The organism is Mycobacterium interjectum (genome assembly GCF_900078675.2).
Lineage (GTDB): Bacteria > Actinomycetota > Actinomycetes > Mycobacteriales > Mycobacteriaceae > Mycobacterium > Mycobacterium interjectum.
The window spans coordinates 4084061-4107314 of sequence record NZ_LT546237.1; the positions used below are offsets into that span (position 1 = coordinate 4084061).

Here is a 23254-nt window from a genome sequence, read left to right on the forward strand (position 1 = left end):
CTCAGCCCGAGCGGATTTCGAAGGTGAACTCGTGGCCGCCGATGCGGACCCGGTCGCCGTCGGCCAGGGCGGCGCTGCCGCGGATGCGCTGGCCCTGCACCTCGACCCCGTTGGTGGACCGCAGGTCGGTCATCATGAAGCCGGTTCCGGTGTCGGTGATGACGGCGTGGTGGCGGCTGACGTCGGTGTCGTCGAGGACTACGTCGTTGTCGGTGAAGCGCCCGATCCGGGTGATCGCGCCCGTGAGCGGGTGCAGCCGTCCCGTCTGGTCGCGCAGCCCGGCGAGCGCCGGCTCGGCCAGCTGGATCCCCGCGGTGGACGGCTCCTGCCGGTAGACGCCGCGCTTGTGTGTGGTCAGATCGGCCCGTTTCAGGCCCAACGGTTCCTGGCGCAGGATCCGCTCGTGCAGGGCGCTGACGGTGCGGCCGGGGTCGATACCGAGCCCCTCGGCCAGCGCCGTCTTGAGCCGCCGGTACGCGCCGAGCGCGTCGGACTGGCGCTCGGTGACGTAATAGGCGGTGATCAGTTGCGCCCACAGCGGTTCGCGGTACGGGTGCTCGGCGGTGAGCGCCTCGAGCTCGCCGATCACCTCCCCGGCGCGCCCGCACGCGATCTCGGCCTCGGCGCGCGCGGTGTGGGCGGCCACCTTTTCTTCCATCAGCGCGGTGGCGAACGCGTCGACGAAGGCATAGTCGCACAGGTCGTCGAGCACCGGCCCCCGCCATTCGCCCAGCGCCAACGAGAAGTGCCGGCTGGCCTCGTCGAAGCGTCCCGCGGCGGCGGCCTGGTTTCCCGCCACCTTCGCGGCGGTGAAGCGCCCCAGGTCGCAGTCGGGGTCGGCGACGCTGAGTTGATACCCCGGCGGCGCGCTCGCCAGCACCTGGTACGGGTCGACGCCGGCGCTGCGCAGCAGCCGGCGCAGGTTGGACACGTGGGCCTGGATGCTGGTGCGCGCGGCGGGCACCGGGTCCTCGTCCCACACCGCGTTGATCAACGAGTCGACGGACACCGGCCGGTTGCGGTTGATCAAGAGCATGGCCAGCACCGCCCGCTGCTTGGGCGCGCCGACCGGGACCCGCACGCCATGGCTGGTCATCAGCAACGGTCCCAAGACACCGAACCCGAGACCTGCATTCGTCATCGCGCCGCCAGCCTCCTGGGTCATCGGGGCCGTTCTTGACACAGGAGTTTATTTCGTGGGAGGGGCGCGGCAAATCACCGGGCCGTGACCGCGGCCCCGCGTCCTCAAGAGACTAAGCCGCGTCCCTTACCATCGAGCCTCGTGCCCCACGACCGTAATGAGCGATCGCCGCGCATCCCACGGTCGATCGCCGTCGTCGCGGGACTCGTCGGCCTGCTGTTGTGCGTCACCGTGCCCTTGCTTCCGGTGAAGCAGACGACCGCGACCGTGCTGTGGCCTCAGGGCAGCACGGACGGGCACGTCAGCCAGATCACCGCCCCGCTGGTGTCCGGGGCGCCGCGCGCGCTGGACATCTCCATCCCGTGCCCGGCGATGGCCACCTTGCCCCCGGCCGGCGGCCTCGTGGTGTCGACCCTGCCCGCGGGCGGGGTGGACACCGGCAAGAATGGGCTGTTCGTGCGTGCCGACAAGGACGTGATCGTCGTTGCGTTCCGCGACACCGTGGCAGCGGTGGCCAAGCGCTCGGCCGTCGCCGCGGGCGCCTGCAGCGTCCTGCACATCTGGGCCGACGCCGGTGCCGCCGGCGCGGACTTCGTCGGCATCCCCGGGGCCACGGGCACCCTGCCGTCGGAGAAGAAGCCCCAGGTCGGCGGGATCTTCACCGACCTGAAAGTGCCGGCGCAGCCGGGACTTTCAGCGCGCATCGACGTCGACACCCGGTTCATCACGTCGCCCACCGCGCTGAAGGCGCTCGTGATGGCCGTGGGCACCCTGGCGGTCCTGGTGGCCATCGCCGCGATGGCGGCGCTGGATCGGCGCAGCCGCGGCGGCAACCTGGTGATCAACTGGCGTTCCCCGCTCGCGCGGCTGCGCCGCGTCGGCGCCGCGACATGGTTCGCCGACGTCGGCGTGATCGGAACGCTGCTGCTCTGGCACGTCATCGGCGCCACCTCGTCGGACGACGGCTACAACCTGACCATCGCCCGGGTCGCCCCCAAAGCCGGCTACGTGGCCAACTACTACCGCTACTTCGGGACGACCGACGCGCCGTTCGACTGGTATCTCGCGGTGCTGGCCAGGCTGGCCTCGGTCAGCACCGCCGGCGTGTGGATGCGGCTGCCGGCGACGCTCGCCGGAATCGCCTGCTGGCTGATCATCGGCCATTGGGTGCTGCGGCGGTTGGGACCGGGAAGGGGCGGCCTGGCGGCCAACCGCGTGGCGGTGCTCACCGCGGGTGCGGTGTTCGTCGCCGCGTGGCTGCCGTTCAACAACGGGCTGCGGCCCGAGCCGCTGATCGCGCTCGGCGTGATGGTGACCTGGGTGCTGGTGGAACGCGCCATCGCACTGGGCCGGCTGGCCCCCGCGGCGGTCGCGATCATCGTCGCGATGCTGACGGCCACGCTGGCGCCGCAGGGACTCATCGCCGTCGCCGCGCTGCTGACGGGCTCCAGGGCCATCGCGCGGGTGATCCGGCGGCGCCGTGACACCGACGGGCTGCTCGCCCCACTGCTGGTGCTGGCCGCCGCCCTGTCGCTGATCACCGTGGTGGTGTTCCGCAGCCAAACGCTGGCCACCGTCGCCGAGTCGGCGCGCATCAAATACAAGGTTGGCCCGACGATCGCCTGGTACCAGGATTGGCTGCGCTACTACTTCCTCACGGTGGAGTCCAACCCGGACGGATCCATGACTCGCCGCTTCGCGGTGCTGGTGCTGTTCCTGTGCCTGTTCGGCATGCTGGTGGTGCTGCTGCGGCGCGGCGGGGTGCCCGGGCTGGCCAGCGGGCCGGCGTGGCGGTTGATCGGCACCACCGCCGTCGGCCTGTTGCTGCTGACGTTCACCCCGACGAAGTGGGCCGTGCAGTTCGGCGCGTTCGCCGGGCTGGCCGGCGCCCTGGGTGCGGTCACCGCGTTCGCGTTCGCCCGGATCGGCCTGCACAGCCGCCGCAACCTCACGCTGTACGTGACCGCGCTGCTGTTCGTGCTGGCGTGGGCGACCTCCGGGGTCAACGGCTGGTTCTACGTCGGCAACTACGGGGTGCCCTGGTACGACATCCAGCCGGTCATCGCCAGCCACCCGGTCACGTCGATGTTCCTGACGTTGTCGATCCTGACGGGGCTGCTGGCCGCCTGGCAGCACTTCCGGATGGACTACGCCGGGCACACCGAGGTCAAGGACAACCGGCGTAACCGGGTGCTGGCGTCCACCCCGTTGCTGGTGGTCGCGACGATCATGGTCCTCGGCGAAGTGGCCTCGCTGGCCAAGGGGGCGGTCGTGCGCTATCCGCTGTACACGACGGCCAAGGCGAACCTCGCGGCGCTCGAATCGGGTCTGTCGCCCACCAGCTGCGCCATGGCCGACGACGTGCTGGCCGAGCCCGATCCCAACGCCGGTCTGCTGCAACCGATTCCGGGGCAGACGTTCGGGCCCGCCGGCCCGCTCGGGGGAATCAATCCCGTCGGCTTCAAACCCGAGGGGGTGGGCGACGACCTGCGGTCGAACCCGGTGGTCACCAAACCGGGGGTGGTGAATTCCGACGCGTCACCGAACAAGCCCAATGCCGCCATGAGTGACTCCGCGGGCACCGCGGGCGGGAAGGGCCCCGTCGGCGTGAACGGGTCGCACGCGGCGCTGCCGTTCGGCCTCGACCCCGCGCGCACGCCGGTGATGGGCAGCTACGGCGAGAACTCCCTGGCCGCCACCGCCACCTCGGCCTGGTACCAGTTGCCGCCTCGTACCGGCGACCGACCGCTGGTCGTCGTCTCCGCCGCCGGCGCGATCTGGTCGTACAAGGAGGACGGCACCTTTACCTACGGGCAGTCGCTGAAACTGCAGTGGGGGGTCGCGCGCCCCGACGGCTCCACCCAGCCGCTCGCGGAGGTGCAGCCGATCGACATCGGTCCGGAGCCTGCGTGGCGCAACCTGCGGTTCCCGCTGGCCTGGGCGCCGCCGGAGGCTAACGTGGCTCGCATCGTCGCCTACGACCCGAATCTGAGCTCCGAGCAGTGGTTCGCGTTCACGCCGCCGCGCGTGCCGGTGCTACAGACTCTGCAGCGGCTGATCGGGTCGCAGGCGCCGGTCCTGATGGACATCGCGACCGCCGCGAACTTCCCCTGCCAGCGGCCGTTCTCCGAACACCTTGGCGTTGCCGAACTTCCGCGTTACCGCATCCTGCCCGATCACAAACAGACGGCGTCGTCGTCGAACGGGTGGGAGGCCAGCGAGACCGGGGGTCCGTTCCTGATCACCCAGGCGATGCTGCGCACCTCGACGGTCTCGACGTACCTGAGCGGTGACTGGTATCGGGACTGGGGATCGGTCGAGCAGTACTACCCGTTGGTGCCGACCGATCAGGCACCGGACGCCGTCGTCGTGCAGGGTGTGACCACAGTGCGGGGCTGGACCCGGCCGGGACCGATCAGGGCCCTGCCATGAGCGTCATCGACGCCCGTGACAACGTGCGGGTGACGCGCTGGGTCGCGACGATCGCCGGGCTGATCGGTTTCGTCCTGTCGGTCGCCACGCCGCTGTTGCCGGTCGTGCAGACCACCGCCACGCTGAACTGGCCACAGAACGGCCAGCTGAACAGTGTTACGGCGCCGTTGATTTCGCTGACGCCCGTCGACGTGACGGCGACCGTGCCGTGCTCGGTGGTACGCGGGCTGCCGCCCGACGGCGGGGTGGTGCTGAGCACGGCGCCCAAGAAGGGCAAGGACGCCGCGCTCAACGCGTTGTTCGTCGTCGCCAGCAGCCAGCGCGTCGACGTCACCGACCGCAACGTCGTCATCGCCAGCGTCCCCCGGGATCAGGCCATCTCGCCGCAATGTCAGCGCATCGAGATCACCTCCACGAGCGCGGGGACCTTCGCGACCTTCGTCGGACTGACCGATCCCGCGGGCAAACCCCAGCGTGGCGGCTTCCCCGATCCCAACCTGCGCCCGCAGATCGTCGGGGTCTTCACGGATCTGGCGGGCCCGGCGCCCGACGGCCTGCGCCTTTCGGCGACCATCGACACCCGGTTCTCCACCACCCCGACGACGCTGAAACTGGCGGCGATGGTGCTGGCGATCGTGTCCACCATCGTCGCGCTGGTCGCCCTGTGGCGCCTCGACCAGCTCGACGGCCGCCGGATGCACCAGTGGATCCCGACGCGCTGGCGCAAGTTCACACTCGTCGACGCCACGGTGATATTCGGCTTCCTGCTGTGGCACCTGATCGGCGCGAATTCCTCCGACGACGGCTACATCCTCGGCATGGCCCGGGTCGCCGACCACGCCGGCTACATGTCCAACTACTTCCGCTGGTTCGGCAGCCCCGAGGACCCGTTCGGCTGGTACTACAACCTGCTGGCGCTGATGACCCACGTCAGCGACGGCAGCCTGTGGATGCGACTGCCCGACCTGGTCGCCGGGCTGGTCTGCTGGCTGCTGCTGTCGCGCGAGGTGTTGCCGCGGCTGGGGCCGGCGGTGACGGGCAGCACCGCCGCCAACTGGGCGGCGGGCATGGTCCTGCTCACCGCGTGGATGCCGTTCAACAACGGCCTGCGTCCCGAGCCGATCATCGCGGTGGGCGCGCTGATCACCTACGTGCTGATCGAGCGCTCCATGTGTGCCTCCCGCCTGACGCCGGCGGCGCTGGCGGTGATCACGGCGGCCTTCACCCTGGGGGTGCAGCCCACCGGCCTGATCGCGGTGGCCGCCCTGGTCGCCGGTGGCCGCCCCATCCTGCGGATCCTGGTGCGCAGGCATCGCGTGGTCGGGACCTGGCCGCTGGTGGCCCCCATGCTGGCGGCCGGGACGGTCATCCTCACCGTGGTCTTCGCCGACCAGACTCTGTCAACGGTGTTGGAGGCCACCAGGATTCGCACCGCGATCGGCCCCAGCCAGGCCTGGTACACCGAGAACCTGCGCTACTACTACCTGATCTTGCCCACCGTCGACGGTTCGCTGTCACGCCGCTTCGGCTTCCTCATCACCGCGCTGTGCCTGTTCACCGCCGTGTTCATCATGTTGCGGCGCAAGCGAATTCCCGGTGTGGCCCGCGGCCCGGCGTGGCGGCTGATGGGCGTCATCTTCGGCACCATGTTCTTCCTCATGTTCACCCCCACCAAGTGGGTGCACCACTTCGGGCTGTTCGCCGCGGTGGGCGCGGCGATGGCCGCGCTGACCACGGTGCTGGTGTCGCATGAGGTGCTGCGCTGGTCGCGCAACCGGATGGCGTTCGCGGCGGCGGTGTTGTTCGTCTTGGCGCTCTGTTTCGCCACCACCAACGGCTGGTGGTATGTCTCCAGTTACGGCGTCCCGTTCAACAACGTCATGCCGCGGTTCGCCGGAATCAGCGTCAGCACAGTGTTTTTCGTGCTGTTCGCGATCGCGGCGGTCTGGGCGTTCTGGTTGCATTTCGCGTCGCGAACCCACGGCGAGGGCCGGCTGGCGCGCGCCGTGACCGCCGCGCCGGTACCGATCGCGGCCGGATTCATGGCGCTGGTGTTCGTCGCGTCGATGGTCGCGGGAATCGTGCGTCAGTACCCGACCTACTCCAACGGCTGGGCCAACTTGCGCGAATTCGCGGGGGGCTGCGCACTGGCCGACGACGTGCTCGTCGAACCCGACAGCAATGCCGGCTTCATGGCTGCCCTGCCCGGCAACTACGGTCCGTTGGGTCCGCTGGGAGGCGCCGACCCGGTCGGGTTCACCCCCAATGGCGTACCGGACCACACCGTGGCCGAGGCGGTGCAGGAGACGTCGGTGCCACAGCCCGGCACCGACTACGACTGGTACGCGTACGACTGGCGCGCACCGACCAAGCTCAAGGCGCCGGGCATCAACGGATCCCTGGTGCCGCTGCCCTACGGCCTGAACCCCGACCAGGTTCCGCTGGCCGGCAGCTACACCACGGGCCCCCAGCAGCAGAGCCGACTCACCTCGGCTTGGTACCAGCTGCCGAAGCCCGACGCAGGGCATCCCCTGCTGGTGGTGACGGCCGCGGGCACGATCGCCGGCAACAGCGTGCTGCACGGGCACACCAGCGGGCAGACCGTCGTGCTCGAGTACGGCCGGCCCGGTCCCGGCGGCGACGTGCTGCCCGCCGGGCGGTTGGTGCCCTACGACCTGAACGGGGAACAGCCGAAGGCGTGGCGCAACCTGCGCTTCGCGCGCGACAAGATGCCCCCGGACGCCGTCGCGGTCCGGGTGGTGGCCGAGGACCTGTCCCTGACGCCGGACGACTGGATCGCGGTGACCCCACCGCGGGTGCCGGAACTGCGCTCGCTGCAGGAGTACGTCGGCTCGTCGCAGCCGGTGTTGCTGGACTGGGCGGTCGGGCTGGCGTTCCCGTGCCAGAAGCCGATGCTGCACGCCAACGGCGTCACCGAGATCCCGAAGTTCCGCATCACGCCGGATTACAACGCCAAGAAGCAGGACACCGACACCTGGGAGGACGGCGTCAACGGCGGCCTGCTGGGCATCACCGACCTGCTGCTGCGCGCCCACGTGATGTCCACCTACCTGTCCCGCGACTGGGGCCGCGACTGGGGCTCGCTGCGCAAGTTCGAGACGATCGCCGATGCCCGGCCCGCGCAGCTCGACCTGGGCACCGCGACCCGCAGCGGATTGTGGTCACCCGGGGAGATTCGAATCAAGCCCTAGCTAACGCGGAAACACCTGTATTGCAACGGTTTTTAAATCCCTAGGCCATTAATTCGTCATTCGTCGAATAGCCTCCGAAATTAACGTTCGGGTAATTACGCGCCGAATGTTTAGCCTTTCCAACTGCGGGTTAATACCTATTTCCCCGGTGGGGTAACTAACACACGCGTTAAAAGGTGGCCCGATGCACATTCTGACATGTTTAGGTACCGCCACCGCGGCCGTCGTCGTGGTGATATCCCCGGCGGCGACGTTCGGAATCGCCGGCGCGGCCGCCCAAGGAGGCACCACCGTCGTGATGGACAGTTACGAGCGGCGCTGCGATTTCAGCAAGGTGACCGAGGCGGCGTGGATCCCCCAACCGCCCGAGGGAACCGGTTCGGCGCTCATCAGCACCTCCGGATCGACAGCCGTCGCGCAGGTGCACATGGCGATCCCCAACGAGCCGGCCACTCATTACGACGTCGGCCTTATCGAGGAACCTCGTCCGTCGTCCGCGACCTGTGGCCCCGGGGCACCCGGCACCGCGTTTATCGGAATGGACACCGACGCGGCCGGCAATGCAACGGTGACCGTCCAAGACAGCATTCGCCAAGGCACGACGGGCGTCTGGGTGATTATCGAGCGCGCAAACCCCAACTCGCAAAACCCCGCCGAGTTCTACACGTCCGAATTCTTGGTCCCGGTATGACCAGTTTTGGCTGAGATCACTGCTCGGCCGCGGGGACGACGAGCGCGTCCGATCCCGGAAACACCGTGGCGACATGGCCGCTGGCGAGCCAGCGCACCACATACGGCGGCGCGCCGTCGGCGCCGCGCACCTCGGTGATCACCCCGCGCTGATCCGCTAACTCGGTCGTCGTGCCCTTGATCACGAGCCAGTCACCCACGTCGGCCTTCATCATCGACTCCCTTGCTGACTGATATGCCGATCATGCACCGCGGCGGACCCGGCAGGGAGGGCCATAGGTCACCGCCGGCGTGCGAGGACGAACGCCCCGGACGAACGGGACTTCGGTCCCTATCTCGACCCTCCGGTCAAATGGTCGGATACAGGTGTCGAGTAACGACGGGGGTGAAAGGCACGCCGATGAACGCTTCAGCAGAATCTCAGGCAAGGACGCGCTTTTTCGCGCGGGCCCTCGGACCCTTCCTCGTCATTGTCGACGTCACGGCGGTGGCGCGCGCTTCGGACATGCAAGCGCTGCTGTCGCAGTTCGAGGCGAATTCGATGTGGGCGTTTGTCAGCGGCGCCTTCATTCTGCTGTTCGGGCTGATCACGGTCGCCGCTCATCAGTACTGGAACGGCGCCGCGGCGATCATCGTGTCCTCGCTGGGCTGGCTGATCGTGCTGCGCGGGCTGCTCCTGGTGGCCTTTCCCAAGGCATTCGTCGCCGTGGCCAACAGCATGATCGGCGCGCAGGGCTGGTGGGTTTCGCTTTGCATCGTCTTCGCCCTCATCGGGCTGTATCTGACCTACATCGGCTGGACCCCGGCGCCCCACCGGCCGGCATCGCACGCGGCGACCGCGGCCCCGGATCTTCCCCGGGCGGCGTGACCACGACGGTGTCCACGCCAGCGCCCGACGAAAGCACCGCCGATATCGGCCCCGCTCTGTGCGCGCACCTGCGCGACGAGTTCGACACGTCGACGGCCGTCGCCGACGCGACGGTCGAGGACATGGCAACGATGGGCAGGGGCTCGGGTGTGCTCATCGTGAAACGGGGTCCCAATGCCGGGTCGCAGTTTCTCCTGCAGCAGCCCATCATGTCGGCAGGAAGGCATCCGGCCAGCGACATTTTCCTCGACGACATCACGGTCAGTCGCAGGCACGCCGAGTTCCGAAGGGAGAACGGCCAATTCCGCATCGTTGACCTCGGCAGCCTGAACAGCACCTATCTCAACCGCCAACCCGTCGATTCGGCGGTGCTGGCCAACGGCGACGAGATCCAGATCGGCAATTTCCGTCTGATTTTCCTCACCGGGCCGGCGACCGGTTGAGGACGAGGAGGGTTTTCGTGAGCGCTGCACCCAGCCTCGATCAAGGCAACGCGGACCGGATCCTGATGCAGCTCCTCGGCGAGGCCGGAATATTGCGTCACGTCGAACCCGAGGCGGCGTCGGCGATGGTCAAGCAGCTGCATACGTCCGGATTTGCGGCGGGGCAGACAATTTTCGCGCAGGGCGACCCGGGTGATCGGGTGTACGTCATCGTCACGGGCAAGGTCAAAATCTGCCTGAGGGGCCCCGGCGACCGCGAGAATCTCCGGGCGGTCATGGGCCCGACCGACGTCTTCGGCGAGCTGGCGGTGTTCGATCCCGGTCCTCGATCCTGCTCCGCGACGGCGATCACCGACGTTCGCGCGGTGTGGGTGGACCGGGCCACGCTGCGCGGCTGGATAGCCCGCCGGCCGGTGATCGCCGAGCAACTGCTGCGGGCCCTGAACCAACGGCTACAACACACCGAGGACCAGCTCATCGAACTGATCTCCAGCGATGTGGCAACCCGCGTGGCGCGCCAACTGGTGCTGTTGGGCCGGCGCTTTGGAACCCGCGAGCGCGACGGGCTGCGGGTCGCGCACGAGCTGAGCCAGGACGAGATGGCTCAACTCGTCGGCGCCGACCGCGTGTCGGTCAACAAGGCGCTGCGCGATTTCGCTTCCAGCGGCTGGATCACGTTGCAAGGCAAGGGCGTACTGATAACCGACGCCGATGCGCTCGCCCGCCGAGCGGCGGCGGGCGCCGCCGTGGGCGTCTATCGGCGGCGACCGCTGCGCGCCACCGCATGAGAATTGGCCCCAGCTTCCTTCACGCGGCGTCACGCCTGTAATACCGTCGCGTCATGAGCGACTACGCCTCAGAGGCGGTGGACAGGCTGCCGTTCTCCACCGAAGAGAAGTCGCAGCGCTACGAAACCGGCAACTATCGCGGAGCCGTGGGTCTCAACTGGTACCTGACCGATCCCACCCTGCAGTTCACCATGGCCTATTACCTGCGGCCCGACGAATTGGCCGTCCTGGAGCCCCATCTGGCCCGCATCGGCGACCTGATGGGTGGCCCGGTGGCGCGCTGGGCCGAGGAGACCNGACAGGGCGGGAGCGCTCCGACCGGTGGGGACGCGACGTCAGCCGCGGCGTCATGCCGGCGTCGTTCACGCAGTCCAAGCGCGCGGTCCTCGACGCGCAGCAGGCCCTGCGCGACGCGGCGCGGGGCGCCCGGGTGAGCTCCGGCCTGGCGCTGTTCGCGTCGAACTATCTGCTCAACCAGGCCGACATCGGAATGGGCTGCGCGCTGGGCACCGGCGGCGGGATGGTGCAGTCGCTGGTGTCCGCGTACGCGCCGCCCGACGTGGCCGAGCACGTGCTGGGGAAGTTCGCCTCCGGCGAATGGGCGGGCGAGACGGCCCAGTTGCTGACCGAACGCACCGGGGGCTCCGACCTGGGCGCGCTGGAGACGACGGCCACGCGCGCCGGTGACGCGTGGCTGCTGAACGGCTTCAAGTGGTTCGCCTCCAACTGCGCGGGTGAGGCGTTCGTCGTCCTGGCCAAGCCCGAAGGGGCGCCGGATTCGTCCCGCGGCGTGGCCAACTTCCTCGTGTTGCGCACCAGGCGGGACGGTTCGCGCAACGGGGTGCGGGTGCGCCGGCTCAAGGACAAGCTCGGCACCCGCTCGGTGGCCTCCGGCGAGGTCGAGTTTGTCGACGCCGAGGCGTTCCTGCTGTCCGGCGAACCCGGCGCGGACACCGGCCCGGGCGACGGCAAGGGGCTCGGCCGGATGATGGAGTTGACCAACGCCGCGCGGCTCGGCATCGCCCAGTTCGGGCTGGGCAACGCCCGCCGCGCCCTGGTCGAGTCGCTGTGCTACGCCCGGCAGCGCCACGCGTTCGGCGGGGCGCTCATCGACAAGCCGCTGATGCGGCGCAAGCTCGCCGAGATGATCGTCGACGTCGAGGCGGCGCTCGCGCTGGTCTTCGACGGCACCGGCGCCACCAACCACCGCCAGCCCCGCGGCGTGCGGCAGCGCATCGCGGTACCCGTGACCAAGCTGAAGGTGTGCCGGCTCGGGATCACGGCGGCGTCGGACGCGATCGAGATCCACGGCGGCAACGGCTATATCGAGACGTGGCCGGTGGCCAGGCTGCTGCGCGACGCGCAGGTGAACACCATCTGGGAGGGCCCGGACAACATCCTGTGCCTCGACGTGCGCCGCGGCATCGAGCGGGCCGGCGCGCACGAGGCGCTGCTGGCGCGGCTGCGCGACGCGGTGTCGGTGTCCGATGACGACGAGACCACGCGGTTGGTCGCGCGCCGCGTCGAGGACCTCGACGCGGCGCTCACGGCGTGGGGCAAGCTCGATCGGGCGGTGGCCGAGGCGCGGCTGTTCCCGCTGGCGCAGTTCATCGGCGACGTCTACGCGGGAGCGCTGCTCACCGAGCAGGCCGCGTGGGAGCGGGAGACGCGTGGCGGGGACCGCAAGGCGCTCGTCGCGCGACTGTACGCGCAGCGCTACCTCGCCGATCGTGGTCCCTTGCGCGGCATCGACGCCGACTCCGATGAGGCGCTGGAGCGTTTCGACGAGCTGGCGGACGGGGCGCTGCGAGTTTGCGTCTGCTCGCCGTAGGGACTAGACCGGGATCAGCCCGTGCTTGCGGGCGACGCGGAACCACAGCTGCTTGTCCCGCAACAAGTGCATCGACTTGCGCAGCAGCAGCCGGGTCTGGTGCGGGTCGATCACCGCGTCGATGAAGCCGCGCTCCGCGGCCGTCCACGGGATCGCCATGTTGAGGTTGTAGCCCTCGATGAAGTCCTTCTTGATCTGCTGCGCCTCGGGCGTGGTCGGGTCCGGGAACCGCTTCATCAGCAGCTGGGCGGCGCCCTCGGCGCCGATCACCGCGATGCGCGCGGTCGGCCAGGCGAAGTTGAAGTCGGCGGTCAGCTGCCGCGAACCCATCACGGCGTACGCGCCGCCGTAGGACTTGCGCACGGTGATGGTCACCTTCGGCACGTCGGCCTCGACCACGGAGTACAGGAACCGCCCGCCGCGCTTGATGATGCCCCGCTTCTCCTCCTCGGCGCCCGGCAGGAAACCCGGGGTGTCGACGACGAAGACCAGCGGGATGTTGAACGCGTCGCAGAACCGGATGAACCGCGCCGCCTTGTCGGACGCCTCGTTGTCGATCGCCCCCGACATGTGCATCGGCTGGTTGGCGATCACCCCGACGGGGTGGCCGTCGACGCGGGCGTATCCGGTGATGATGGCGGGCCCGTGCTGCGCGGCGACGTCGAGGAAGTCGCCGTCGTCGAAGATGCGCAGCAGGATCTCGTGCATGTCGTAGGCCGCGTTGTCGGAGTCGGGCACGATCGCGTCCAGCTCCAGGTCGGTCGGGGTGATCTCGGGCTCCAGCCCGGGGTTGACGATCGGCGGCTTGTCGAAGCAGTTCGACGGCAGAAACGACAGGTAGTCGCGGACATACTGGAAGGCCTCCGCCTCCGAGTCGACCACCTGGTGAATGTTGCCGTAGCGGGCCTGGGCGTCGGAGCCGCCGAGCTCGTCGAGGGTGACCTCCTCACCGGTGACTTCCCGGATCACGTCCGGCCCGGTGACGAAGAAGTAGCCCTGGTCGCGCACCGACACCAGGAGATCGTCCTGGATCGGCGAATACACCGCTCCCCCAGCGCATTTGCCGAAGATGAGGGAGATCTGCGGCACCAGCCCGGACAGCGCCTCGTGCCGGCGGCCCAGCTCGGCGTACCAGGCCAGCGAGGTCACCGCGTCCTGGATCCGGGCACCGCCGGAGTCCTGGATGCCGATGATCGGGCAGCCGACCATCGCGCACCACTCCATCAGCCGGGCGACCTTGCGGCCGAACATCTCCCCGACGGTGCCCTGGAAGACCGTCTGGTCGTGCGAGAACACCCCGACCGGCCGGCCGTCGATCGTGGCGTGCCCCGTGACGCAGCCGTCGCCGTAGAGCGCGTTCGGGTCGTTGGGCGTCTTGGCCAGCGCGCCGATCTCGAAGAAGGTGCCCGGATCGACCAGCGCGTGCACCCGGGCGCGGGCGCTCGGGATGCCCTTCTTGTCGCGCTTGGCGGCGGCCTTCTCCCCGCCGGGCTCCTTGGCCAGCTCGAGGCGAGCGTGCAGCTCGGCCAGCTTTTCCGCGGTGGTGTGCTGAACAGGAGCTGGGACGGTCTCCGTCACTACTCGCCTACCTCACTCTTTCCGACGTCTCCGGCTGGTGCTTTGCCGCGATCCCGTTCAGCGCCTGGGTCATGTGCGCCCCCACCTTGGCGATGATCGGCTCGTCGATGACCTGGATGTGCTCGCCCCCGACGGGCACGACCTCGAGGTCGGTCACGTGCTCGCCCCACCCGCCGTCCGGCTTGCGGGTGGCGTAGCGCGGTTCGAACATGATCGCGTCGTCATGGTAGCGATCGGCCATGTAGAGCGTGACGTGCCCGTCGTACGGCTGGATCTCGGCGGTGTCGATGGCCCGCTGGTCCAGGTACGACGTGCGCTGGTGCTCGATGATCCCACCCGGGATCTGCACACCGCTCGCCTGGACCGCGTCGAGCACGAGCTGGACCTGCCCCGCGTCGTCGAGCTCCTCGAGCTGTTCGTAGGGGATCTCGTCGATCGTGACGTTGAAGGTCTTCTCGGCGAACCGGGCGTAGCGATCCCAGCGCTTGCGGATCTCCTCCTTGGTCTGCGGGATCTCCTCGCCCGGCCGCACCGCGTCGATGAGGCCGACGAACTCGACGTCCTTGCCCATCCGCTTGAGGCCGATCGCGCAGGCATAGGCCAGCGCGCCGCCCAGCGACCAGCCGGCCAGAATGTACGGCCCGTCGCCCTGCATCTCGATCAGCTTCGGAACGTATTGGGCCGCACGCTCTTCGATCGTCCCCTCGACCCGCTCGAGGCCGTACATCGGGGTGTCGGACGGCAGCCGGTTGAGCAGCGGCTCGTAGACCACCGTCGAGCCGCCGGCCGGGTGGAACACGAAGACCGGCGGCTTCGTGCTGCCCTCCGGCCGCGCCCGCAGCGTGCGGACGAACCCGTCCACCACCCCGGCCTCCAGGTGCTCGCGCACCTTCTCGGCCAGCGCCTCGATGTTCTGCGACGTCAGCACGTCCTCGGCGGAGATCGGCCCTCCCCCGCTAGCCGGAGGTGCCCCCACGGCGCGCTCCGACAACCGTTCCGCCACCTTGGCGGCGGCGTCGGCGTCCAGCTTGGGCAGCGGGTTGAAGATGCCGCCCGGCGACTTGCCGGTCACGATCGCCCACGTGGCGAAGGTGACCCGCTCGGCGGCGTCGCGCGGCGGTACGTCGGAGTTCAGCGCCTTGGCGACCGCCTCCTGGTTGAGCGCTTCGGCCACCCCGGACACCTTCGGCTGTCCGCCGTTGACGCCGGGCCCCGACGGGCCCGAGGGGTCGGTCGGCGGCGGCGGGATCGGAACGTCGGAGGCCGGCGGCGTCCGGGTGTCCGGCTCGGCTTGCGGGTCGGGCGCGGCCACCACCGAGGCCGGCGTCGCGCCGCTGAGCAACTCGGCCTGCGCGCGGGCAATTTCCTCGGCCGTCTGCGTCTTCTGGTGCTCGTGCAGCTGCTCGACCTCGTCGCGGTGCTCGACCGCGTACTCGATCAGCTTCTCGACGGCGTAGAGGTTGGCGTCGCGCACGGCCGTCAGCTGAATGGGCGGCAGGTCGAAGTCGTACTCGACGCGGTTCTTGATCCGCACCGCCATCAGCGAGTCCAGGCCCAGCTCGATCAGCGGCACCTCCCACGGCAGGTCCTCGGGGTCGTAACCCATGGCCGCGCCGACGATCGCGCCGAGCCGCTCGGCGATGGTCTCGCCCGAGTCCGGTGTCCACTTGGTGAAACCGCTCGGCATGTAGCGGTTGGTGAGGCTGTCCCCCAGCGTTCCCGCCGCGTCCTCGGCGGGAGCGTCCGGCGCCGCGACTGAAACCCCTGCCGCCCCGTTGGTCGGGGCCGCGATCGCCGTGCCCGCGCCCACCGCCGCCGGCAGCACCGATTCGGAGCCGCCCCGGGTCACCAGCGCGTCGTACACCAGCGTGAAGGACTCGTCGATGCGCGCGTGCACCTGGACCGACGCGCCACCGGGGTGCCGGGTCAGCGTCGTCACCAGCCGGGCGCCCTCGCTCGGCTTCGCGCGCTCCTCCGCCGCCGTCAACTGCGCGTCCGGAAGCACCTCGGCCGCAGCGGCTTTCACCAGCGCCGCCAGGTCGGTCAGGCCCCGGGGCGCGTACTCCCAGACGTGGCGGCCGTCCGGCAGCGCGACGTGGCTGCCCGGCATGAGCACCGAGCTGGTGCCGTGCGAGAAGTGCACGTCCAGCCAATGCTCCTTGCGCTTGAAGCGGGTCGGCGGGATGTTCGCGTAATCCTGCGGCCCGGCCGCGCGGGTGAACAGCGTCCGCATGTCCAGGTCGTGGCCGTAGACATAGAGCTGCGCCATGGTCGAGACCATCGACTCGACCTCGTCCTGCTTGCGGGCCAGCGTCGGGATCAGTTGGGCGTCATGCAAACCCGCCGAGGCCGTGGTCAGACCCACCTGCATCAGCGCGACGGGGTTGGGCGCCAGCTCCAGGAACGTGGTGTGCCCGCTGTCGACGGCGTTGCGGATCCCGTGGGTGAAGTAGACGCTGTGCCGCAGGCCCTTCTTCCAGTAGTCGACGTCGTGGATCGGCTCGGCGCCGGGCTTGATGTAGCTGCCCTCGTGCACCGTCGAGTAGATCCCGCACGTCGGGCTCATCGGCTTGATGCCCTGCAGCTCCGCCGCCAGCTCGCCGAGCAGCGGGTCCATCTGCGAGGTGTGGCTGGCGCCCTTGGTCTGGAACTTGCGGGCGAACTTGCCCTCGGATTCCGCGCGGGCGATGATCGCGTCCACCTGCTCGGGCGGGCCGCCGATGACCGTCTGGGTGGGTGCGGCGTAGACGCACACCTCCAGGTCGGGGAAGTCGGAGAACACCGTCTTGATCTCCTCGGCGGAGTACTCCACCAGGGCCATCAGCCGGATGTACTCGCCGAACAGCATCGCCTCGCCCTCGCCCATGAGATGCGAGCGCGAGCAGATGGCCNGAGGCCGGCGGCGTCCGGGTGTCCGGCTCGGCTTGCGGGTCGGGCGCGGCCACCACCGAGGCCGGCGTCGCGCCGCTGAGCAACTCGGCCTGCGCGCGGGCAATTTCCTCGGCCGTCTGCGTCTTCTGGTGCTCGTGCAGCTGCTCGACCTCGTCGCGGTGCTCGACCGCGTACTCGATCAGCTTCTCGACGGCGTAGAGGTTGGCGTCGCGCACGGCCGTCAGCTGAATGGGCGGCAGGTCGAAGTCGTACTCGACGCGGTTCTTGATCCGCACCGCCATCAGCGAGTCCAGGCCCAGCTCGATCAGCGGCACCTCCCACGGCAGGTCCTCGGGGTCGTAACCCATGGCCGCGCCGACGATCGCGCCGAGCCGCTCGGCGATGGTCTCGCCCGAGTCNCAGCGACAGGCCGCCGGCGAAGTAGGCCGACGCGGCCTCGCCCAGCGACTGGCCGACCACCGCGGCGGGCTTGGCGCCGTGGTGCTTGAGCAGCTCGCCCAGCGCGATCTGGATGGCGAAGATGGTGACCTGGGTGGTCTCGATGCCGTAGTCCTGCGAGTCGTCGAGGATCAGCTCGAGCACCGAGTAGCCCAGCTCGTCCTGGACCAGCGCGTCGACCTTCTCGATCCACTGGGCGAAGACCGCGTCGCGCAAATACAGGCTCTTGCCCATCTTGCGGTGCTGCGCGCCGAATCCGGCCAGCACCCACACCGGGCCGTTGGTCACCGGCCCGTCGGCGCTGAACACGTTCGGCCGCTGCTTGCCCTCGGCGACGGCCCGCAGCCCCTTGATCGCCTCGTCGTGGTCGTGCGCCAGCACCACCGCGCGGGAGCGCCCGTGGTTGCGCCGCGACAGCGACCGGCCGATCGATTCCAGCGACGACGCCTGTCCCTCGGGGCTTTCCATCCAGTCCGCGAGCTCGGCGGCCGCGGCCTTCTTGCGCGACGTCAGGAACGCCGACACCGCCAGCGGGATCAGTGGCTTGGCGGGACCTTCGGCTTCCTCTTGCGCCGCAAGCTCCGCCAGCGCGGCCTCTTTGAGGCTCAGCGCCTCCTGCGTCACGTCCGGCAGGTCGGGCTCGTCCTCCTCGGCCTCGGGCGTGTCGGTGAGGATGTTGCCGAAGTCGTCGAACCGCAGCGAGTGGCCCTCGAACGTGGGCGCCTCGGCCGCTTCGGCGGCGGCCTTCACCTCGGGTTTGGGCTCGGGCTCTTTGTCGACGACGTCGCGCGGCAGGACCTCGCGTACCACCACGTGCGCGTTGGCGCCGCCGAAGCCGAAGCTCGACACCCCGGCCAGGGCGTAGCCGCCGTAGCGCGGCCAGTCGGTGGCCTGGTCGACGACCTTCAACCGCATCCCGTCGAAGTCGATGTAGGGGCTCGGTCCGGCGAAGTTGATGGACGGCGGCAGCTTGTCGTGCTGCAACGACAGCACCACCTTGGCCAGGCTGGCCGCGCCGGCCGCCGACTCCATGTGGCCCACATTTGTTTTCACCGCGCCCAGCAGCGCCGGCCGATCGGCGGGGCGTCCGCGGCCGACCACGCGGCCCAGCGCCTCGGCCTCGATCGGGTCGCCCAGGACGGTCCCGGTGCCGTGCGCCTCGATGTAGTCGACGTTGCGCGGATCGATCCCGGCGTCCTTATACGCCCGGCGCAGCACGTCGGCCTGCGCGTCCTGGTTGGGCGCGATCAGGCCGTTGGACCGGCCGTCGTGGTTGACCGCGCTGCCGGCGATCACGGCGAGGATCTGGTCCCCGTCGCGGCGGGCGTCGTCGACCCGCTTGAGCACCACCATGCCGCCGCCCTCGGAGCGGGTGTAGCCGTCGGCGTCCGAGGAGAACGACTTGATCCGGCCGTCGGGGGCCAGCACCGCGCCGATCTCGTCGAAACCGAGGGTCACCGCGGGGGTGAGCAACGCGTTGACGCCGCCGGCGACGGCGACGTCGGCTTCGCCGTTGCGCAGCGCCTGCACGGCCTGGTGGACCGCCACCAGCGAACTCGAGCACGCGGTGTCGACCGCGACCGAGGGCCCGCGGAAGTCGTAGAAGTACGACACCCGGTTGGCGATGACCGACATCGCGTTGCCGGTGATCGCGTAGGGGTGGGCGACGCTCGGGTCCGAGATCGCCAAGAATCCGTAGTCGTGGTTGGAGACGCCGACGTAAACGCCGACGGACTCGCCGCGCAGGCTGGACGCCGGGATGCGGGCGTGTTCCAGCGCCTCCCAGGTCAACTCCAGCGCCATCCGCTGCTGCGGGTCGATGTTGTCGGCCTCGGTCTTGGCGACGGCGAAGAACTCGGAGTCGAAGCCCTTGATGTCCTTCAGATACCCGCCGCGGGTGCGGGCCTTGTTGACCCGCTCGGCCAGCCGCGGCTCCTCGAGGAATTCCGACCAGCGGCCCTCGGGCAGGTCGGTGATGGCGTCGCGGCCCTCCAGCAGCGCCTGCCAGGTTTCGTCGGGGGTGTTCATGTCGCCGGGCAGCCGGGTGGACAGGCCCACGATCGCGATGTCGACGCGCTCCGCGGGCCCGTTGCGCGACCAGTCGACGATGTCGACGTCGTCGTCGGGCCGTTCGGGTTCGCCCTCGATGATCCGGGTGGCCAGCGATTCGATGGTCGGATGCTGGAAGGCCACCGCGACCGACAGGGTGACACCGGTCATGTCCTCGATGTCGGCGGCCATCGCCACGGCGTCGCGCGACGACAGGCCCAGCTCGACCATCGGCACCGACTCGTCGATCGAGTCGGGCGACTGCCCGGTCGCCTTGGCCACATAGTTGCGCAGCCACTGGCGCATCTCGGGGACCGTCACGTCGGTCTTCTTGGCGGGCAGGTTCTCCTGCTGGTCCTGGGGGTCGTCGTCCGCTTTGAAATCGTCTATGTCAGCCATGGTTCCTGGGTTCAGTCGTTGGCGCCGGCGAAGGCGGTCGGCGAACCGATGCCGCTGCGCAGGCTTCCGTCGAGGTAGGCGGCGCGGCAGGCGCGCCGCCCGATCTTGCCGCTGGAGGTACGCGGAATGGTTCCGGCCGACGCCAGCAGCAAGTCTCGGACGGTCACCCCGTGGCGTACGGCGATGGCCGCCCGGATGTCGTCGGCGATGGGCTGGTAGTCGAGTTTGTGCGTTCCGGCGGCGCGCTCGGCAACGATCACCAGCTGCTCGGAGGTGTCCTCGGGGTCGTACTTGATGCCGGCGTGCGGGTTGTCGAACACGACCTGGGGCAGCTGGTTGGCCGGGACCGAGAACGCGGCCACGTAGCCGGTCCGCAGCGCACGGCTGGCTTCCTGCGCCGAGTACTCGAGGTCCTGCGGGTAGTGGTTGCGGCCGTCGATGATGACCAGGTCCTTGATTCGGCCCGCTATATATAGGTGTCCCTTGAAGTAGGTGCCGTAGTCGCCGGTGCGTACCCACAACCCGTCGTCGGCGGCTCCCTCGGCGTGCGATTCGGAGACGCGCGACTTCAGGATGTTGCGGAAGGTCTCGTTGGTCTCCGTCTCCTTGCCCCAGTAGCCGACGCCCAGGTTATTGCCGTGCAACCAGATCTCGCCGATCTGCCCGTCCGGCAGCTCGCTGGCGGTGTCGGGGTCGACGATGACCGCCCATTCATCGACACCAACCTTGCCGGCGGAGACCTGCGCGACGGCGTTCGGTGCGTCGGGCGGCACCTCGACGAACCGTTGGTTGTTCAGCTCGTCACGGTCGACGTGGATGACCGTTGGCGGCTCGTCCCCCGGGGTGGTCGAGACGAACAGCGTCGCCTCGGCCAGGCCGTAGGACGGCTTAACCGCAGTGTCCTTCAAACCGTAGGGCGCGAACGCCTCGTAGAACTTGCGCATCGACGCCGGGTTCACCGGCTCGCTGCCGTTGAGGATGCCTTTGACGTTGCTCAGGTCCAGCGGCGGCTCATCGTCACGGGGCAGGCCGCGCACCGCGGCGTGCTCGAACGCGAAGTTCGGCGCGGCGGAGAAGACGCCGCCGGTCTCGCCGGGTTTGCGTGCGAGTTCGCGGATCCAGCGACCGGGCCGGCGCACGAACGCGGCCGGGGTCATAAAGGTGAAGCTTTGGCCGAGCACCGGAGCGCACAATGCCGTGATCAGGCCCATGTCATGGAAGAACGGGAGCCAGCTGAGGCCGCGGTCGCCTTCGGCGCCCTCCAGTGCGACCAGCGTCTGCAGCACGTTGGTGGGCAAGTTCAGGTGGGTGATCTGCACGCCCGTCGGTGTGCGGGTGGAGCCGGACGTGTACTGCAGGTAGGCGATGGTGCCCTCGTCTGCCTCGGGCTCCTGCCAGGTGGAGGCGACCTCGGTGGGCACCGCGTCGACGGCGATGACGCGGGGCCGTTCCTTGGCCGCGCGGGCACGGATGAACTTGCGGACGCCTTCGGCGGAGTCGGTGGTGGTCAGGATCGTCGACGGGGCGCAGTCGTCGAGCACGGCGTGCAAACGGCCGACGTGACCCGGCTCGGCCGGGTCGAACAGCGGTACCGCGATCCTGCCGGAGTACAGCGCGCCGAAAAAGGCAACAAGGTAGTCCAGGTTCTGCGGGCACAGGATGGCGATGCGGTCACCGGGCTGGGTGACTTGCTGCAGACGGGCACCCACCGCGCGGTTGCGGGCGCTGAATTCGGACCACAGAATGTCACGCTCGACACCGTCGCGTTCGGTGGAGTAATCCAAGAACCGGTAGGCCAGCTTGTCGCCGCGAACCTTCGCCCACTTCTCAACGTGACGAACCAAGTTCGTGTTCTCCGGGAACCTGATCTTTCCATTCACGATGAACGGGTTGTGGTACGCCATGCCGCCCTCTCCTGTTACAACCATCTCGTCGGCTTCGCCGACTCAATGTCTCCTCGGCCGGCTTCGCCGACTGGTCCTCTATACACGAGCCGGCTGTGCACGGCACACGCCTGGGAGCGCCGGTTCCGTGCCAGTCCCCGCCAGCTTCAGCCCCGATCGGGGCCGCAACGAAGTTCTGATTGCTCTTAGTTTTCTCTTAATGTTAAGGGCCGCCCCGCGGCAGACCAAATCACAAGGTACCGCCGATCGCGTCACGGATTCGACTACGTCGCGGCTGTGTCACCCATGTTTGGGGTGCGGCGCGTTTTCGACCAGCCCGCGGGCCCAATTGAGCGTCCAATCGGTCGCCGGCGCCCCGTCGGAGTTCCAGAACTCAGTCGTGGCGTACAGCGCGTGGACGGGTTGGCCTGCGCCACCGGCCAGGGTGTTCAGGGTGTCGGGCAGCTTGGCCACGCTGAACGCTTCGTTCGGCGCGGCGCAGATGAGGTCGCCGGGCGCGCAGATCTCGTTGGTCTTGCTGTTCAGCGCGCCGAAACCGCCGGGCCTGGCGCCGGTCATGGTCAGGCCGAGGCCGGACAGCACCGGCACCTCGTGCAGGGTGATCTCGGCGCCCTCGCCGGGCGGGTTGGGCCCGATGTCGTTGCCGACCCCGTCCTGGCGGCGACCGTCGGCGATCAACGTCACACCGAGCACCAGGTCGTCGTCGACGGGCCCGCGGCCGTTGCCGATGTCGCTGGCGATGTCACCGACGATCACCGCGCCCTGGGAGAACCCCATCAACACGTAGCTGGTCAGCGGGCACTTGTTGTTCATGTCGGTCAGCGCCTGCACGGTCGCGCGGGTGCCTTCGGCCCGGCTGTCGTTGTAGGACATCTGCGTGTCACCGCTCAGCGGGTTGTGGAACTGCGCGGTGTAGGGCGTGGTGTACGTCTGCACCCGCGAGGAGGGGAACTGCTGGGAGATGTCAGCGGTCACCTTGTGCAGCAACGCATTCGGGAACTGTGTGGGGTTGAGCGGGTCGTCCTGGGGGGCGGACTCCCAGGTGCCCGGGACGTTGATCAGCTGCACATCGGGGCACGACGCGTCTTGGGAAGCGGGCCGGGGCTTGTGCGGGTGCGTCGTCGTGGAGGTCGGCGGCAGGATGCCCGGAGGCACCGCGCTGGGCGGTGTTTTGGGGCCGCGCAGCAGCATCACCACGGCCACGATGACCAACAACACGACGCCGGCCACCGCGAGGGCGGCGATCCAGGCGAGGGTCCGATGGCGTTTACGCCGCGCGCTCGTGGTCATGCTCTCCTGCCGGCAGAGTCGGTCGTTCGCAGCTCGATACCCGGAAAACGGCCGTCCCGCCCCTGCTGCGCTCCCTACACGGTACCGGCGTTTGGACTAGCGGATCGCGCCCACGATGTCGCCCGACATGGCGCCCAGCTGCCCCGACCACGTGCCCCAGCCGTTGTCGCCGCCGCCCGGGAAGTCGAAGTGGCCGTTGTGCCCGCCGTTGCTGCGGTACTGCTGATAGAACATCCGGCTGTTGCCCATCGCCTCGCCGGCCTGGCCGATCATGGCGGCGGGATCGCTGGCCGCGTCGG

At 69.2% G+C, this 23254-nt stretch carries 11 protein-coding genes and 5 pseudogenes; 7 read left to right on the forward strand and 9 right to left on the reverse strand.

The annotated features are described in order from the left end of the window. Window position 1: 1 nt before the first annotated feature. Complete coding sequence (locus tag BN4348_RS54255) at window positions 2–1141, reverse strand: BTAD domain-containing putative transcriptional regulator (RefSeq protein WP_066916983.1); 1140 nt, start codon at window positions 1139–1141, stop codon at window positions 2–4. Between the two features lie 141 nt (window positions 1142–1282). Between BN4348_RS54255 and BN4348_RS54260 the strand changes: the two genes are divergently transcribed. The 3 genes from BN4348_RS54260 to BN4348_RS54270 all read left to right on the forward strand — a co-directional run bounded on the left by BN4348_RS54260 (window position 1283) and on the right by BN4348_RS54270 (window position 8476). Then, complete coding sequence (locus tag BN4348_RS54260; protein WP_066916972.1) at window positions 1283–4573, forward strand: arabinosyltransferase domain-containing protein; 3291 nt, start codon at window positions 1283–1285, stop codon at window positions 4571–4573. Continuing rightward, complete coding sequence (locus tag BN4348_RS54265) at window positions 4570–7785, forward strand: arabinosyltransferase domain-containing protein (RefSeq protein WP_066916973.1); 3216 nt, start codon at window positions 4570–4572, stop codon at window positions 7783–7785. The genes BN4348_RS54260 and BN4348_RS54265 overlap by 4 nt, the downstream gene beginning before the upstream one ends. A 184-nt stretch (window positions 7786–7969) precedes the next feature. After that, a complete protein-coding gene (locus tag BN4348_RS54270; RefSeq protein ID WP_066916974.1) occupies window positions 7970–8476 on the forward strand; it encodes a hypothetical protein in 507 nt (168 codons plus the stop codon). A 16-nt stretch (window positions 8477–8492) separates the two neighbouring features. On the opposite strand, the gene BN4348_RS54275 is transcribed toward BN4348_RS54270, so the two are convergent. After that, window positions 8493–8687: a DUF1918 domain-containing protein gene (locus BN4348_RS54275; RefSeq protein ID WP_066916975.1), complete on the reverse strand. Its 195-nt coding sequence runs from the start codon at window positions 8685–8687 to the stop codon at window positions 8493–8495. Between the two features lie 188 nt (window positions 8688–8875). Between BN4348_RS54275 and BN4348_RS54280 the strand changes: the two genes are divergently transcribed. From BN4348_RS54280 to BN4348_RS54295, 4 genes and pseudogenes are all read left to right on the forward strand, one after another. Next, complete coding sequence (locus tag BN4348_RS54280) at window positions 8876–9343, forward strand: hypothetical protein (RefSeq protein WP_066916976.1); 468 nt, start codon at window positions 8876–8878, stop codon at window positions 9341–9343. Further along, entirely contained in the window at window positions 9340–9786 is a 447-nt protein-coding gene (locus BN4348_RS54285; protein WP_066916977.1) for an FHA domain-containing protein, read from the forward strand. Before BN4348_RS54280 ends, BN4348_RS54285 begins: the two co-directional genes overlap by 4 nt. Before the next feature lie 65 nt (window positions 9787–9851). Further along, window positions 9852–10574 (forward strand): Crp/Fnr family transcriptional regulator, encoded by a 723-nt coding sequence (locus BN4348_RS54290; protein WP_372514174.1) that lies wholly within the window; start codon window positions 9852–9854, stop codon window positions 10572–10574. A 53-nt stretch (window positions 10575–10627) separates the two neighbouring features. After that, window positions 10628–12405 (forward strand): annotated as a pseudogene (locus tag BN4348_RS54295) (acyl-CoA dehydrogenase family protein). 3 nt (window positions 12406–12408) lie between these two features. Here BN4348_RS54295 and BN4348_RS54300 read toward each other — a convergent pair. The 7 genes and pseudogenes from BN4348_RS54300 to BN4348_RS54325 form a co-directional block, all read right to left on the reverse strand. After that, on the reverse strand, window positions 12409–13983 hold the full coding sequence (locus tag BN4348_RS54300) for an acyl-CoA carboxylase subunit beta (RefSeq protein ID WP_066916978.1): 1575 nt from the start codon (window positions 13981–13983) through the stop codon (window positions 12409–12411). 7 nt (window positions 13984–13990) lie between these two features. Beyond that, window positions 13991–16947 (reverse strand): annotated as a pseudogene (locus BN4348_RS62975) (acyltransferase domain-containing protein); the annotation flags it as partial. Between the two features lie 221 nt (window positions 16948–17168). After that, window positions 17169–17222: pseudogene (locus tag BN4348_RS62980) on the reverse strand (hypothetical protein); the annotation flags it as partial. Window positions 17223–17274: 52 nt separating this feature from the next. After that, a pseudogene (locus BN4348_RS62985) lies at window positions 17275–19761 on the reverse strand (beta-ketoacyl synthase N-terminal-like domain-containing protein); the annotation flags it as partial. 11 nt (window positions 19762–19772) lie between these two features. After that, window positions 19773–21665: a long-chain-fatty-acid--AMP ligase FadD32 gene (fadD32, locus tag BN4348_RS54315; protein WP_066916980.1), complete on the reverse strand. Its 1893-nt coding sequence runs from the start codon at window positions 21663–21665 to the stop codon at window positions 19773–19775. A gap of 279 nt (window positions 21666–21944) precedes the next feature. Then, the gene (gene culp6 / locus BN4348_RS54320) at window positions 21945–22955 is read right to left on the reverse strand and encodes a carboxylesterase Culp6 (protein WP_066916981.1); all 1011 of its coding nucleotides are present in this window, start codon (window positions 22953–22955) and stop codon (window positions 21945–21947) included. 96 nt (window positions 22956–23051) lie between these two features. Next, window positions 23052–23254 (reverse strand): annotated as a pseudogene (locus tag BN4348_RS54325) (hypothetical protein); the annotation flags it as partial.